Source organism: Ruegeria sp. CDSA241, assembly GCF_059611265.1.
The window spans coordinates 40291-54514 of record NZ_JBXWPF010000007.1; the positions used below are offsets into that span (position 1 = coordinate 40291).

General features: G+C 55.5%; 17 protein-coding genes. 11 read left to right on the plus strand and 6 right to left on the minus strand.

Going from position 1 to position 14224, the window contains the following annotated elements:
* Positions 1 to 21 precede the first annotated feature (21 nt).
* Genes AC2FJV_RS08050 through AC2FJV_RS08065 form a run of 4 tightly spaced genes read left to right on the plus strand, consistent with a single transcriptional unit; the run spans position 22 to position 4152 of the window.
* Positions 22 to 1149 carry an ABC transporter ATP-binding protein gene (locus AC2FJV_RS08050; RefSeq protein WP_142637173.1) on the plus strand — a complete coding sequence of 376 codons (1128 nt, stop codon included), beginning with the start codon at positions 22 to 24 and terminating at the stop codon, positions 1147 to 1149.
* Positions 1149 to 2039 (plus strand): ABC transporter permease subunit, encoded by an 891-nt coding sequence (locus tag AC2FJV_RS08055; protein ID WP_496713335.1) that lies wholly within the window; start codon positions 1149 to 1151, stop codon positions 2037 to 2039. Before AC2FJV_RS08050 ends, AC2FJV_RS08055 begins: the two co-directional genes overlap by 1 nt.
* Positions 2036 to 2854, plus strand: coding sequence for an ABC transporter permease (locus AC2FJV_RS08060; protein ID WP_142637169.1), 819 nt, complete (start codon positions 2036 to 2038; stop codon positions 2852 to 2854). Before AC2FJV_RS08055 ends, AC2FJV_RS08060 begins: the two co-directional genes overlap by 4 nt.
* The gene (locus tag AC2FJV_RS08065; RefSeq protein WP_496713337.1) at positions 2851 to 4152 is read left to right on the plus strand and encodes an NAD(P)/FAD-dependent oxidoreductase; all 1302 of its coding nucleotides are present in this window, start codon (positions 2851 to 2853) and stop codon (positions 4150 to 4152) included. Before AC2FJV_RS08060 ends, AC2FJV_RS08065 begins: the two co-directional genes overlap by 4 nt.
* A gap of 3 nt (positions 4153 to 4155) precedes the next feature.
* On the opposite strand, the gene AC2FJV_RS08070 is transcribed toward AC2FJV_RS08065, so the two are convergent.
* Genes AC2FJV_RS08070 through AC2FJV_RS08080 form a run of 3 tightly spaced genes read right to left on the minus strand, consistent with a single transcriptional unit; the run spans position 4156 to position 6959 of the window.
* Positions 4156 to 5025: a phosphotransferase family protein gene (locus tag AC2FJV_RS08070; RefSeq protein ID WP_496713339.1), complete on the minus strand. Its 870-nt coding sequence runs from the start codon at positions 5023 to 5025 to the stop codon at positions 4156 to 4158.
* A gap of 54 nt (positions 5026 to 5079) precedes the next feature.
* The gene (locus AC2FJV_RS08075) at positions 5080 to 5745 is read right to left on the minus strand and encodes a flagellar hook capping FlgD N-terminal domain-containing protein (RefSeq protein WP_496677849.1); all 666 of its coding nucleotides are present in this window, start codon (positions 5743 to 5745) and stop codon (positions 5080 to 5082) included.
* 2 nt (positions 5746 to 5747) lie between these two features.
* On the minus strand, positions 5748 to 6959 hold the full coding sequence (locus AC2FJV_RS08080) for a flagellar hook-length control protein FliK (RefSeq protein WP_496694184.1): 1212 nt from the start codon (positions 6957 to 6959) through the stop codon (positions 5748 to 5750).
* A 112-nt stretch (positions 6960 to 7071) separates the two neighbouring features.
* Here AC2FJV_RS08080 and AC2FJV_RS08085 point away from each other — a divergent pair, with 112 nt between their 5' ends.
* From AC2FJV_RS08085 to AC2FJV_RS08110, 6 genes are all read left to right on the plus strand, one after another.
* Complete coding sequence (locus AC2FJV_RS08085) at positions 7072 to 7344, plus strand: rod-binding protein (protein WP_496694183.1); 273 nt, start codon at positions 7072 to 7074, stop codon at positions 7342 to 7344.
* The gene (locus AC2FJV_RS08090) at positions 7337 to 7696 is read left to right on the plus strand and encodes a flagellar biosynthesis protein FlgN (protein WP_281973048.1); all 360 of its coding nucleotides are present in this window, start codon (positions 7337 to 7339) and stop codon (positions 7694 to 7696) included. Before AC2FJV_RS08085 ends, AC2FJV_RS08090 begins: the two co-directional genes overlap by 8 nt.
* A gap of 209 nt (positions 7697 to 7905) precedes the next feature.
* Positions 7906 to 9153, plus strand: coding sequence for a flagellin N-terminal helical domain-containing protein (locus AC2FJV_RS08095; RefSeq protein WP_496713341.1), 1248 nt, complete (start codon positions 7906 to 7908; stop codon positions 9151 to 9153).
* A 77-nt stretch (positions 9154 to 9230) separates the two neighbouring features.
* Positions 9231 to 9605 (plus strand): flagellar biosynthesis regulator FlaF, encoded by a 375-nt coding sequence (gene flaF, locus AC2FJV_RS08100; protein WP_496694182.1) that lies wholly within the window; start codon positions 9231 to 9233, stop codon positions 9603 to 9605.
* The gene (flbT, locus tag AC2FJV_RS08105; RefSeq protein WP_271949613.1) at positions 9605 to 10006 is read left to right on the plus strand and encodes a flagellar biosynthesis repressor FlbT; all 402 of its coding nucleotides are present in this window, start codon (positions 9605 to 9607) and stop codon (positions 10004 to 10006) included. Before flaF ends, flbT begins: the two co-directional genes overlap by 1 nt.
* Complete coding sequence (locus tag AC2FJV_RS08110) at positions 10003 to 10794, plus strand: DUF1217 domain-containing protein (RefSeq protein ID WP_271949615.1); 792 nt, start codon at positions 10003 to 10005, stop codon at positions 10792 to 10794. Before flbT ends, AC2FJV_RS08110 begins: the two co-directional genes overlap by 4 nt.
* 49 nt (positions 10795 to 10843) lie before the next feature.
* On the opposite strand, the gene AC2FJV_RS08115 is transcribed toward AC2FJV_RS08110, so the two are convergent.
* From AC2FJV_RS08115 to AC2FJV_RS08125, 3 genes are all read right to left on the minus strand, one after another.
* Positions 10844 to 12415: a DUF427 domain-containing protein gene (locus AC2FJV_RS08115; protein WP_496689946.1), complete on the minus strand. Its 1572-nt coding sequence runs from the start codon at positions 12413 to 12415 to the stop codon at positions 10844 to 10846.
* A gap of 82 nt (positions 12416 to 12497) precedes the next feature.
* Complete coding sequence (locus tag AC2FJV_RS08120) at positions 12498 to 13199, minus strand: winged helix-turn-helix domain-containing protein (protein WP_496689945.1); 702 nt, start codon at positions 13197 to 13199, stop codon at positions 12498 to 12500.
* Positions 13171 to 13458 carry a hypothetical protein gene (locus AC2FJV_RS08125; protein ID WP_142637145.1) on the minus strand — a complete coding sequence of 96 codons (288 nt, stop codon included), beginning with the start codon at positions 13456 to 13458 and terminating at the stop codon, positions 13171 to 13173. The genes AC2FJV_RS08120 and AC2FJV_RS08125 overlap by 29 nt, the downstream gene beginning before the upstream one ends.
* 175 nt (positions 13459 to 13633) lie before the next feature.
* On the opposite strand from AC2FJV_RS08125, the gene AC2FJV_RS08130 reads away from it, so the two are divergent.
* Positions 13634 to 14122, plus strand: a complete 489-nt coding sequence (locus AC2FJV_RS08130; RefSeq protein WP_142637143.1) for a hypothetical protein — start codon at positions 13634 to 13636, stop codon at positions 14120 to 14122.
* Positions 14123 to 14224: the final 102 nt, after the last annotated feature.

Below are 14224 nucleotides of genomic sequence, written 5' to 3' on the forward strand. Positions count from 1 at the left end.
GATTGCCGAACGGGGGCCGTTTTGAACTCTACTGTTTTTGTGCCGTGGGAAGACCCACAGGCGAAACCTCTGATCCAGTTCCAGAATGTCACCAAACGGTTTGGTGAGTTCACGGCCATCGACAATCTGTCCTTGGATATATTTGAGAAAGAATTCTTTGCTCTGCTAGGGCCCTCGGGCTGCGGCAAGACCACGATGATGCGAATGTTGGCCGGGTTTGAAAAACCGACCGAAGGGCATATTTTGCTGGGCGGGCAGGATATAGATCCCATTCCGCCGAACAAACGGGCTGTGAACATGATGTTCCAATCCTACGCCCTGTTTCCGCATCTATCTATCTGGGAAAACATCGCCTTTGGTCTGCGTCGGGACAATATGCCAAAGCATGATCTTATGGATCGTGTCGAAGAGATGTTGCGCCTGACCCGGCTTGAACAATTCGCCCGTCGCAAACCGCACCAGATCTCGGGTGGTCAGCGTCAGCGCGTGGCGCTTGCGCGATCCCTGGCCAAAGCGCCAAAGCTGCTGTTGCTGGACGAACCTTTGGGGGCGCTGGATAAGAAACTGCGACAGGATACGCAATTCGAGCTGATGGATATTCAGGAAAAGACCGGCACCACCTTTGTGATCGTGACCCATGATCAGGAAGAGGCGATGACCGTGGCCAGCCGGGTTGCGGTAATGGATCAGGGTAATCTGATACAAGTGGCGACACCCGACCGGATTTATGAGAATCCCAGTTCGGTCTATGTGGCCGATTTCATTGGCGACGTGAACATCATCCAGGGCAGGGCCACGGCAAGCGCCGATGAGACCTATCAGATTGACTGGGCTGAAGGTCAGGCACCTTTGACTGCGTCCTCGACCACAGAGTTTTCGAACGGTCAGCTCTGTCATCTGGCGATCCGCCCCGAGAAGGTGACGATCTCGGTTGATCGTCCAGCGGATGCAATCAACGCAGTGCAGGGCAAGGTGCTTGACATTGCCTATCTGGGCAATCTGTCCACTTATCACGTCGAACTGAATAACGGCACGATTATCAAGGCGCAGACGGCAAATACCCGTCGCATTTCGCGTCGTTCCTTTACATGGGAAGACCCGGTCTGGCTGTCCTGGACAGCCACCGCCGCGGTTCTGTTGGCGGATTGATGCGCCGCGCCCTTCTGATCGCCGTCCCGTATGTCTGGCTTTTGGCGCTGTTTCTGGTGCCATTTTTCATCGTTCTGAAAATCTCGCTTTCGGACACGGAGCTGGCCATCCCGCCTTACACGCCGACACTGGATCTATCTCAGGGCTGGGCCGGGCTCAGGGATTTCTTCAGCCAGCTGGATTTTGAGAATTTCGTCTGGCTAACCGAAGATGACCTGTATTGGAAAGCTTACCTGTCCAGTGTCAAAATAGCGTTGATTTCAACCATACTGACTTTGCTGGTGGGGTATCCTATCGCGTATGGCATGGCCCGCGCACCGGCTGAGTGGCGCCCGACGTTGATGATGTTGGTAATTCTACCGTTCTGGACGTCGTTCCTGATCCGGGTCTATGCTTGGATGGGTATTCTCAGCAACGAAGGTTACCTGAACCAACTGCTGCTGTGGGCGGGCATCATCTCGACCCCGCTGACCATTCTGAACACCAACACAGCTGTCTATATCGGTATCGTCTATACCTATCTGCCCTTCATGATTCTGCCGATCTATTCCGCGCTTGAACGAATGGACGAGTCGCTGATCGAGGCCGCAGAGGATTTGGGCTGTTCGCGTATTCAGGCCTTCTGGCTGATAACGATCCCCTTGTCACGCCCGGGTATCATCGCGGGTTGTTTCCTGGTGATGATTCCGGTGATCGGCGAATTTGTGATCCCATCATTGCTCGGGGGATCCGGGACATTGATGATCGGCAAAGTGTTGTGGGAGGAGTTCTTCTCGAACCGCGACTGGCCGGTGGCCGGTGCCGTGGCAGTTGTGCTGTTGCTGATCCTTGTGATTCCCATCGTGCTGTTCCAGCGCAACCAGCAGAAACAGACGGAGGCTGAGCAATGAACAGGTTAAGCTGGTTCAACGTCGTCTCGTTGACGCTTGGTTTCGCGTTTCTCTATATCCCGATGCTCATTTTGATCATCTTCTCTTTTAACGAAAGCAAACTGGTCACGGTTTGGGCTGGATTTTCGACCAAATGGTATGGTGAGTTGGTCCAGAACGAAGCGTTTCTTGATGCTGCCTGGGTCACCTTGCGGGTTGCAGTATTCTCGTCGACCCTAGCCACCATTCTGGGTACGGCGGCGGCTTATGTGCTGGTACGCGGTGGGCGGTTCTTTGGCCGGACTCTGTTTTCAGGCATGATCTATGCGCCTCTTGTGATGCCCGAAGTGATCACTGGCTTGTCGCTTTTGCTGCTGTTCATCGGAATTGGACTGGACCGGGGTATTTTGACCATCGTGCTGGCACATACGACCTTTTCAATGTGCTTCGTGTCGGTTGTTGTATCCTCACGTCTGGTCACGTTTGATCAGTCTCTGGAAGAGGCAGCGTTGGATCTTGGGTGCTCACCCGCACAAGCCTTCCGTCTTGTCACCCTGCCGATCATCGCCCCGGCGGTGATTTCAGGCTGGCTATTGGCTTTTACGCTGTCGCTGGATGATCTGGTGATCGCATCATTCACATCGGGCCCGTCAGCCACGACTCTGCCGATCAAGATTTTCTCAGCTGTGCGGCTGGGCGTCAGCCCTGAAATCAATGCGCTATCCACGATCATGATTGCGGTCGTGACGGTCGGTGTCATAGCAGCATCTTTGGTCACCAAGCGCGCGATGGTCCGGCAAAAACAGGATGAGATGGCGGCAGTGCGTGCGGAATGAAACGTCTGTTCCCTGAGTATACCTATGGATCTGGACCGCGATCAGGGTGCTGGTGGGATGAAACTATCGCAGCACCAGACTGGCCGGTGTTGCAGGATGATCTGAGCGTGGATGTCGCCATCATCGGCGGCGGGTTCACAGGTGTTACAGCCGCGCTTTTCCTGGGGCAGGCAGGCCTATCCGTCGCAGTTCTCGAGGCGGAGACGCCGGGGTGGGGTGCCTCGGGTCGCAATGGTGGGTTTTGCTGCCGAGGTGGGTCAAAGCTGAGCGATCGTGGCATGGCTCGGCGATATGGGGTCGAGGGGGCCGAAAGCTTTGCCCGGGCCGAAGTGGATGCGGTCAATCTTGTCGCCGACCTGCTTGAGGCGCATCAGATCGAAGCGGACGTTCATTCCAAGGGCGAGACCGCCCTGGCCCACACCGCCCGCGCCATGGAGAAATTGCGACGCTCTGCGGATGACGGGGGCTGCTTGCATGAGGCAGCCGACCTGCCCGGGCTCGGGTTGGGTGGGGATTTTTTCGGGGGCTATAGCGTGCCGGTCGGATTTGGTCTGAACCCCCGGAAATACCTGTTCGGCATTGCAAATGCGGCCGCTTCCGTTGGGGTCCGATTTTTTCAGAAAACCATGGCCAGAGACATCACCAAAACCAGCGCGAGCTTTGATGTTCGAACCGCGTCAGGACGGATCAAAGCGTCGAATGTACTGATATGCACCAACGGATATTCCAGTGAAAACATGCCTGAATGGCTGTCTGGGCGCTATATGCCAGCGCAATCAACCGTTCTGGTGACCCGCCCGTTGACCGAGGCTGAGGTATCGGCGCAGGGCTGGACCTCGGATCAGATGTCTTACGATACACGAAATCTCCTGCACTATTTTCGTCTTATGCCGGATCGACGGTTTCTGTTTGGGATGCGCGGTGGCCTGCGCTCATCACCTAAGGCCGAGGCTGCGATCCGGCAAAAGGTGCAGCGTGATTTCAAGGCCATGTTTCCGGCATGGGCCGATGTGGACGTGACCAATATGTGGTCAGGGATGGTGTGCCTTACCCAGGACCTGACGCCGTTCGCAGGGTCCGTTCCGGGTCAGAATGGGATGTTTGCTGGGCTGGCCTATCATGGAAACGGCGTCGCGATGGGTACCTATTGTGGGCGGGCGCTTAGTCGCATGGTGCTTGGACAGGATGCGGAATTGCCTGAGCCAATGGCCCGACCCCCGCGGCGTTTTCCACTTGGGTCCTGGCGGCGGGCGCTGATGCCGCCAGCCTATGCGTTAATGGCACTGGCCGACCTCTGACACTCACAAAGCGGCCAGTTCCAGCTCGAGCCCTTGTTCATAATCCGGTGCCCCATGTTCTGTGCGCCATAGGCAGTAGGCCGCCATCCTCCACCCGTACCAGCGGCGCAAAGACCGGTAGCGGTTTACGGTTTCCTGCCGGTCATAGGCCGAAAGAAAGGACTGTTGCTCGTCGACGGTCAAAACCGCACCTCTGTAAAGATATTGCATGGCGGGTGACAGGAACAGCGCAAGGTCCTCGCAAGGATCACCAACGGCTGGGCATTGCCAGTCAATCAGCGTCAGCCCCGAGGATGCGACGAGGATGTTTCCCGCCACCGGGTCGCCGTGAATCAGGCAAGTGTGATCCGACCGCAAAATATGATGCTGTGGTTGCATCTTTTCCAGCTGAGCCCGTCGATCCGATGTGCACATCGCCAGAATGCTTTGACCATGTTCGGCCAGATCTGCGCTACCGTTTTTACCGGTGGGTGCGTTCTCTATGTTTAGGTTGAGCGAATGCAGGCGGTGCAGCAACCGGGCCACTGGGGCCGGGTCAGACCGCCAGGGGGTGCCCTGTGCGTGGTCGTAGAACACCCAATATCCGTTGTCATGTTGTCCCGTTGCCCGCAATCGCGGCACAACCCCAGAAGAAGCCAGTGCCCGCAGACAGGCGGCTTCCAATGCGGGATCGTTGCGAAACAATGGGTTTTCCAGGTCCGAGCGGTACAGTTTCAATACCTGATCACTGTCGTCGCCCAGCACCTTCCACACCCGGTTTGTCCTGCCACCATACAGAGTTTCGAACTGTGCCCCAGCGCTGGCAAATCCGAGCCTGACAAGTTGAGCAACAAGGTCGCGCGGTGGGGACGGTATTTGAGGCAGGGAGATCACCAATCAGTCAACGAGTCGGGCATTGCCTTGGTTTCGCTTGTCGTTAACCGTAGATCAAGCTCCTGTTCGCACCGCAGTGACTATTCCTGCTGGCACCACCTCTCCGCCAGCGAGCGTCAGCAACACTGCATCAGTGCCGACCTGCGCCTCCAGAACCTGATTATACGCTGAGGCGATGCGTTCAGACAGCAGTTCATCGCCGTCATAACTTTCCATTGTTGCGGTATAATTTCCTGCCGGTAACGGGGCGGCATCGTCATCGGTTCCGGCCCAGACAAACTCGGATTCCGTCGTAGAAACAGCGATGCGTTCAACGACCTCGTCCGAGTCGTTGCGGATCACCATAAAGGCGCTGTCCGCCCCGGGGTCGGCCTGCGCATACAGCGTTTCTGGTGAACCGTCGAAATGAAAGGCAGAGGCGGTTCGCACATCCATCCCGACCCAGCTGGCAAGCTCTTCAAGGTTTACACTGCCAAGCGAATAGGCAAGCGCTGAGAGCAGATCGTTGGTCTGAACTTGCTGCTCGACCATCGAGAACTGAGCCAGTTGCGAGGCGTATTCTGATGAATCCAGCGGCTCCAGCGGGTCTTGGTTGCGGGCCTGGGCGGTCAGCATCAGAAGGAAGGTTTCAAAATCCGAGGCCAGGCCGGATGTTCCAGATTGCGCCGAAGATTGGGTCTGTGTGGCGGTAGCGCCTGTATTCTGTGTGGGCGTGATCATGCTCAAAGCCTCATATCAACGCGGCCACTATGGCCGATCCGGGTTAAGACCGGCTCGCTGGCCTGATCCATTTCGGTCTGGGTTGTATTCAGACCGGAATCTGCGTGTCTATCCGCGCTTTCGGACTGGCCGTCTGACGAACCACCCAGATTGAAAGACAGATCGCCAAGCCCGAGGTTTTTGAACTCAGCCTCAAGAACCGAAAGATGTCGCCTCATCATTTCCAGAGTTTCCGGCCGCTCGGCTGCGATCGTCATTTGCAACCCGTCATCCCGGCCATTCATGACGATTGAGATCTTGCCCAGCTCTTCCGGATTCAAGGTCAGTTCAATCGTGCCGGATTGTGGTCTTGCATGTATCGCAGCGGCCATTTGCCCCGCGATTGCCCGCGCCGTTTCTGCCCGTGCTGAGGTTAAAAAGTGCTGATGGCTTGCTGACGTATCTCGTGCCGTTGAAAATGGCTGGCTTTCGCGCGCGGGCAGAATCCCCTCGGCATCCGGGTCTGATACCAAATCAACGTCCTGCACCTTGGCAGACGCCATCAGTTGTATTTGAACAAATGTCGGAACGGATTGTGTTGTCGGCGGTGAACCGGTGGCTTTGGGAGCCTGAGCCGCATCGGGTGTATCTCGCGAAACCAGCTTTGGTTCTGGCACTTCGGGTTTTCCGGGCGCAGAATCCGAGGGTATCGACGCCTTGGTCCGATAGCCCTTTGCAATAGTGGTTTGCGGCAGATTGTGTTCCGGTTTTTGCTGTGCGGTTTTCGCCTGCAACAAAGCCGGAACCTCAGATCGGGCGCGCTGCGCCGCGTTTCCAGGCGCATCACCCCTAGGATCGGGGGCCGCATTGTTTGGCGCTGCGAATATTACGGCCTTGTCAGGTTCGGGCAGCGATGTCGGCGTTTCCTCAGGTGCCATCTCTTCGTCCTGCGCCGACGCGCGGGCGGGCGGGTCAGTTTCAGGTTTTCCCGACAGGCTGGTCGCAAGATCAACAGAGTCTTCTTCGACCACATCCTCTTCAACCTGCACCTCGGCATTAATGGTCAGTTCGGGCACGTCCTCATTCAAGCTGTCACCTTCGGAACGCTGCAATTCCTGCTCCATTACCTCAGCAAAGGTGTCAGCCCCTTCCGAGATTGGGTGTCCCTTGGCGGCAGTTTCAGATTTTGCGGCGCTGGCGGTCGAGGATGTGGACAATATAAGAGGGTTGGGCATTTTGCTCCGGCTCCGGTTTGCGTAACCAGGAATTTGCCCGCAGGAAGTTACGTTTATTTTAACCGCTTTCATATTTGATCCAGAAAGTTCGATGCAATTTTCGGAGAAAGCGATGAAGCTATCTGGTATTCCAGCGGCGCCGCAGCCCTTGTCTGTTGAGCAAAAGCTGAAAGATGCTGCGGTAGAGCTTGAGGCGGCGTTCCTGTCTGAAATGCTTAAGTCCGCAGGTCTGGGCGAATCCCGAGATTCGTTCGGCGGCGGTGCGGGTGAAGACCAGTTTTCATCGTTTCTTGTTCAGCAGCAGGCACTGCAGCTTGCCAGGTCCGGCGGTGTTGGCCTGTCCGAAATCCTGTTTCAGTCCATGAAGGAGAATACCAATGCCTAACAAGTCTGAACATGACCTGATCAAATCTCTTGAAGAAGTTCTGGACCTTGAACGCAACGCCTTGGTGACCGGGGATCTGGATCGGTTGAATCACATGGTCCCGGAAAAGGAAAAGCTGATCGGTGCGATCAATGATCTTGAGGTGATTGATAGTGATGAACTGATCGGGGTTCAAAAGAAAGTCGACCGGAATCAGGCTCTGCTGAACAGTGCGGCCGAAGGGATTCGGGCGGTTGCCGGGCGCATGGCTGAACTGCGCCGAGTGCGTCAGGAATTCAGTACTTATGGAGCGGATGGGCAACGCAGCGATTTTACCGTTCGCAGTCACGCAAAGCTGGAAAAGCGGGCCTAGCGCGAGGATTGAATCAAATCCGAGCTTTCTGATTTTCGAGTCTTAGCACTCCGTTAGGAGATCGGCGTCAAAGGTGATCCTGCATCTGGAAACTCAGATGGCGCGAACAGCCCGACGGCGGGTCGCAGTGATCAGAAAGACGTCAAAGCCCGTACATGTTGCGGGGTAAGCAAGGGCGCAAAAGGCCCGAACGGAAAAGGAAGAAAGCTATGTCCAGCATTCTGACAAACAACGGCGCAATGGTTGCGCTGCAAACCCTGAAATCGGTCAACAAGAACCTGGCGCAGACCCAGAACGCGATTTCAACTGGTAAGGACGTCGCCACAGCCAAGGACAATTCAGCCGTCTGGGCGATTTCCAAAGTCATGGAGTCGGACGTTAAGGGGTTCAACGCCATCAAAGACAGTTTGGCACTGGGTGAATCGACCGTTGCGGTGGCCCGGAATGCGTCCGAGACAGTCACTGACCTGCTGTCCCAGATGAAAGAGAAGATCGTTGCGGCACAGGAAGACAACGTTGACCGCGGCAAAATCAATGACGACGTGACTGCTCTTAAAGATCAGATCGCATCGGTGGTTGGAGCGGCGCAGTTTAACGGGCTCAACCTGGTTGACGGTTCGGCGGGTACAGCCTCGATCCTGTCGTCTCTGGATCGTGACTCCAGTGGCAACGTAACCGCATCTTCGATTTCGGTGGCCTCGCAGAACCTGTCCACAGGTGGGTATGCCAGCAAAGGTGTTCTGGCCGGCTCGGACAACGTCACAACCGACAATGACGCCGCGGGCTTCACGATGGACAAAGCTGGTGGAACCGGCGACATCGTGGTGGACAGTTCAACGGACAACTTTGCTGCTGGTGACAAGATCTCGATCACTATTGGTGACAAGGTTGCGTCCTACACGGTGCAAGCTGCTGATCTGGACCCATCTGGAACATATGACGCCGCTTATACGGATGCCATTGTTGCCGTTGGCCTGAAAAATCAGATCGATTCCTTGGGGATCACGGGTGTCGCAATCGACTATGACTCGGCCAACCCGGGCACTTTGACATTTGTAACCGGTGCTGCGACGGCTGGCGCCGACGCTGATCGGGACGTTACTATCTCGGCGCAGTTCACCAATGCCAATGCAGGTGGCCTGGGGGCGTTGGCTTCGATTGATGTTTCGACAGATGCTGGTGCTCAGGCGGCGCTGGGCACTATCGAAACCTTGATCGACACGTCCATTGATGCATCTGCGGCGTTTGGTTCGTCTCAGGGCCGGATCGAAACGCAGAAAGAATTCATCTCGAATCTTTCTGACTCGTTCAAGTCCGGTATCGGAGCGCTGGTTGACGCCGATATGGAAGAAACTTCGGCCCGTCTGCAGGCCCTGCAGGTACAGCAGCAACTGGCAACGCAGTCGTTGTCGATTGCCAACCAGGCGCCGCAGTCGATCCTGTCTCTGTTCCGCTAAGTTCAGGACCCTGGCCGGGGCGTGGAGACGCGCCCCGGCTTTGACCGCCGTAAGACGGCCTTTTGGAAGGATTTCAAGTGACACCGCAAACTCTTGCACAACGCGTCTATGCGCAGACCGCTGCTCCGACGCGCACACCGCGTGATACGGAATATGAGGCGATTTCCAAGATCACGCATCGGTTGAAGGCTGCGGCCGCGCGGCACAAAACCGACTTTGGAGCGTTTGTTCAGGCTTTGCATGAAAACCGGAGGCTTTGGTCTGTGTTGGCAAACGGGGTCGCCGATTCCGATAACGCCTTGCCGAATGACCTTCGCGCCCGGATTTTCTATCTAGCTGAGTTCACCGAACAGCACAGCAGCCAGATACTCAGCAATAAGGCTTCGGTAGAGCCCCTTCTGGAAATAAACATGGCCGTTCTTAAAGGTCTTCGGCAAATGGGTGCGAATTGATGGCGGGTTTGGTATTGAAGCTAGCACCAAAAGAACGCGTGCTGATTAATGGTGTAGTTGTGGAAAACGGCGATCGTAGAAGTCGGTTTTCAATCATGACACCACAGGCAAATGTCCTGCGTTTGCGCGATGCGATACATCCTGATGAGGTGAACACACCCGTTCGCAGAGTGTGCTATGCGACGCAACTGGTTCTGTCTGGAGACATGGAAGCTGAAAGCGCCCGCCAACAACTGCTGCGTCGGGTGGAAGAGTTGAGCCAAGTGTTTACGGATGCGGACAGCCGCAGAGTTTTGGCCGAGGCAACCGAAGCCTTGTTGGCCGAGCAGTATTACAAATGCCTTAAATCCCTGCGTGCTCTGCTACCGCGAGAAGAGCGCCTCATGGCCTACCAGCAATGACCTTTCAGCCGGTCATACCCTCAGGTGGCATTGTAGGCTGGCGGTTCCTTCAACGCACCTACGAAGGCCAGTTGAACAGCTTTTCCTCTTCGTCGGTCAATGAGCGTGAGGCGACGTATTTCCGGGAAAACATCGGCAAGGTTCAGACGGCTGAAGATCTGGTTTCTGACCGCCGGCTGCTACAGGTTGCCTTGGGCGCATTTGGTCTGGAGAGCGACATCGACAACCGCTATTTCATCCAGAAAATCCTGTCAGATGGAACGAGCGCAGATGATGCATTGTCCAATCGCCTATCTGATAAAAGATACCGTGAATTCTCTGAGGCATTTGGACTGGGCCCTGGCGAAATTCGAAGAACCATTCTTTCGACATTTATGGAGGATATTGCCCGGGACAACGTGACCTCACGCTTTGAGGTCGCCGTGGGTGAACAGGACGAGTCAATGCGCATATCCCTGTATGCACAACATGCGCTGGCTGAGTTGGCATCGCAAGACAGCAGTGGTGACACGAAATGGTTCGACTTGATGGGCCTTCCGCCGTTGCGAAAGATGATGGAGACGGCGCTTGGGCTGCCCTCAAGCTTTGGTCAGTTGGACATCGACAAGCAGCTTGAGGTGTTCAAGGATAGGTTGTCGAACCTGACTGGATCTGACGATTTAGCGCAGTTCGCGGATGAAGAGGCGATCGGGGATTTGACCGACAGATACCTTGCGCGCAGTCAGATCACGCAGCTTCAAAGCACAATTTCCCCGGCCCAAACCGCGTTGCTTCTGCTGGGCGGATAATGCTGTCCCTATCGCAAGATGCGTGAGTATCAAACGCAACTTCGCGCGACTATCCGTTCAGAATCGCGTCCGCCGAGGTTTTGAGCGCGTATGAGCACACGGGTTGTGACACGTTGTGCAGCTTGACCTCTCCAAGTGGCAAAGCGTCTGTACAGGCCGGCACGATGTCTTTGGTCACAACAATCCTGTGATTTACGATCTTGCTGTATTCCCCAAGTCGGGCGGCGACGTTCGCAGCTTGTCCGATCACGGTGAAGTCCAACCGTTCGCGCGACCCGATATTGCCGTAGGTTACGCGCCCATAGGCGACGCCAATCGAACAATCGCAATGCATGTCGGACCCAGACTTGCGCAGCTCTCCTAACCTTTCAACGATTCCAACTGCTGATCGCTGCGCGTTTTCGCGGGCTAAAGCAGAATCTTCGCCTGCCGGGAATACAGCAAGAACAGCGTCCCCGATGAATTTCAGAACTTCACCACCGTTTTCGTCGACGATGTCCGAGACCGTTTCAAAGAAGTCATTCAGCAGATTGATATAGGCGGCGCGGCCCAGCTTTTCTTCCAACAGGGTAGAATTGCGCAAGTCGCAGAACATGATGGCTGCATCAATCTCATCCCCGTCGCCACGACGGATTTCTCCGCCCAGGACACGCGCTCCGGTCCGCTTTCCGACATAGGTTTCCAGCAATACCTGGGCGTTTTCGCGCTGCATGAAGACTTCGTAGAACCGGGCAATCACCGAGGAGCATTCGAACACCAGCCCAAGATTGGCCGTTGTGAACCCGTCGGGGTGATCGCAAGTCAGCGTCAAGACATTGGTGCGCCCGTCTGAAAATGGCAGGGGCATCGCGACATAGTCAGTCGCCCCTTTGGCGCGCAGGTCTTCCATGATTGGAAAGCTGTGCTGAGGGTTCTCGTCATTCAGCCTTTGGCGCACGCCGCCCATACCGTTGGACACGTGGCGCAGAGGGCTGTTGATATAGGCGGGGTGGTCGTGGATTTCATAGGTGGGCACATTGGTCGAAATCTCGGCCTCACCTTTTTCCCAAATATAGTGTTTGCCCGCGATCAGCGGATGTAGGGACCAGGCAAGGATACTGAGGCGCTGAATGGCAATTCCATGTTCCAGCATCTTCTCGGCCAGCGCTTTGGTGAATGCTTCGGGCGTGCTTAGATCACTGGCCCCCCGCATCAGCCAATCAATCAGCGGCCCGCTGATATTGCCGTCTTCCGGGTTGCGCAGGTTGTTTTCACCCAGCTCAATCCGCGTATATGCGGTGGGCATAAAGCCGATATGGCCCTGGATCGCGGCGCTTTCGGGCAGGGCGTTCTCGTAGGCCCAGACGGAGTTGGCCAATCGTTGATCCGCCAGAACGACATCGTGGTAAGTGGCGGTGCCTTTGAACGGGCAGAATGTCTGAAGTTCGGTCTCATCGCTGAGATCGACATGTACATCCTGACGGGGGATGTAGATCATCGGCGGCAACCGAGTTTCGTACATTACCTTGGCATCAAAGCTTTCAGCCAGAAGGATCTCATCCCGGTAGATTGCGATACGGCCGACAAGTGGTTCGACCGAGATCCCATAGCCTTTGATATTTGGAGTCACGTGAACGTTCATAATCATCCTCCCCGGCACGGGTCTTTATAGGATGGGCGTTTGATCCGTGTTTTCCAAGGGGCAGAGCAGGATTTTCCCAATATCAAATCATCTGAATGACGTCTTTTTCGATCGACAACATATAGCCTTTTTTAGCAATGTTCTTGACCAGCAACTCGCTGACCATCTGATTGCCCAAAGCATCGCGCAGGCGCTTGATCCGCGTCGCGCCAGCAGCCTCGTCACAATCAGCTGTGCTTTTGCCGGAAATCATCGCCTCGATCTGAATGCCGGATAGAACCTCGTCATCCAACCGGGATTCGGCAAGAACTGACAGGGTTTCCATCGCCGACGCTGTCAGTTTGAAATCCATGTTATTGAGATAGACGGTATTCTCTTCCCGGCTGATCAAAAGTGAAGTGACCTGAATCCCAGTGCGCTCAATCTGTGCCATGCGTCGGTTCAACAGCACCAGCATGACCAGAAACACCAGCGCAGCAATCAGCATTGCAGTGGCGAAAACCAGCAAAACAAAGATAACCATGCGGTAACTGGACAATGTATCGGCAAAGGCAGTGCCGGACTGGGCCAGAATCTCGAGTAGGCGAATCTCGGTCTGCGAGGTCAGATCACTCTCGACGAACAGACGTTCGACGCGGGCATTGAACGCGTTTGCATCTGGCAATGTCCACAACAGAAAGGCGGCAGAGGCCACAAGTATGACAACGATTACTGTGATGCCCGCGCCAACCAACCTGACGCCCGAGCGCCGTGCCTCAGTAACGGAGATAGAATTTTCCGGCATTGGCCTTCCTTTTATCCAACCCTTCCGGTCCAAAAACGGACATGACGTTCAGCAGGGTCCAGCCCGAGCCGCGCAGCCGTTGCGCGACCTCTTTTTTGGCTTTTCCTTTGCCGCAGGACGAAACCTGCATGACGCCATAATGCAGGCGCAACGGATTGTCCTGCTTGGCCTTGTAATCGGCATAGCAGTCCGCTGCTGACGCCATGGAACCAAGCGATATCAGGGCCCCGATGGCCAGAGAAGAGAGGATCTGTTTCATAGGCCGCATCCTGCGCATGGCTTTGGTTGATATTCAATAACGCAAAGGGGTTTCGCGGTCTGATATCAGATAACAAAACGGCGTTATTGCTTGTCTGAAGGGGACATCCCCAATGTCGGGTCATCGAATTTACGGACTGTCATCACGTCCACCGAGTACCCGAAAGGACAGCACCATGCATAAGAAATTCATCGCTCTGATCATTGCCTCTGCAGTCGCAATTACCGGCGTTTCTGCATCCCAGGCCCGTGCCGCTGATGCAGAAGATATTCTTGGCGGGCTGGCGGCGATTGCCTTGATTGGCGCTGCCATCCATCATTTTGACAAGCAAGGTGACAGCAAAAAGGTTACCCGCAACTACAACCACGTGTATCAGGCCCCCAAACAGCACATCCAGAGGACCCCCAGGCATCGGCCGAACCATATCCGTCCCTTGCCCGAGCGCGTTGCGCGCTATAGTCTGCCGCAAAGGTGCCTGGAAACCTTCAAGGGCTATGGCAAAAAGCGCCCGCTTCTGGGGACGCGCTGCCTGGATAAGCACTACAAATACGCCAATAGCCTGCCCAAAAAGTGCAAGGTCGGTTTCTGGAATGGCAATAAGGTCAAGCGGGCCTATGAACCCGCCTGCCTGCGCCAACAGGGATACCGCGTCGTTTACAAGTAACACGGTTCGAGCAGGAGTGGTGCCTTAGAAGCATCACGTCGGAGAGGGCAGCGATTGCTGTCCTCTCTTTTTTCTTGCGCAATGGGGGAAAACAGGATTTTC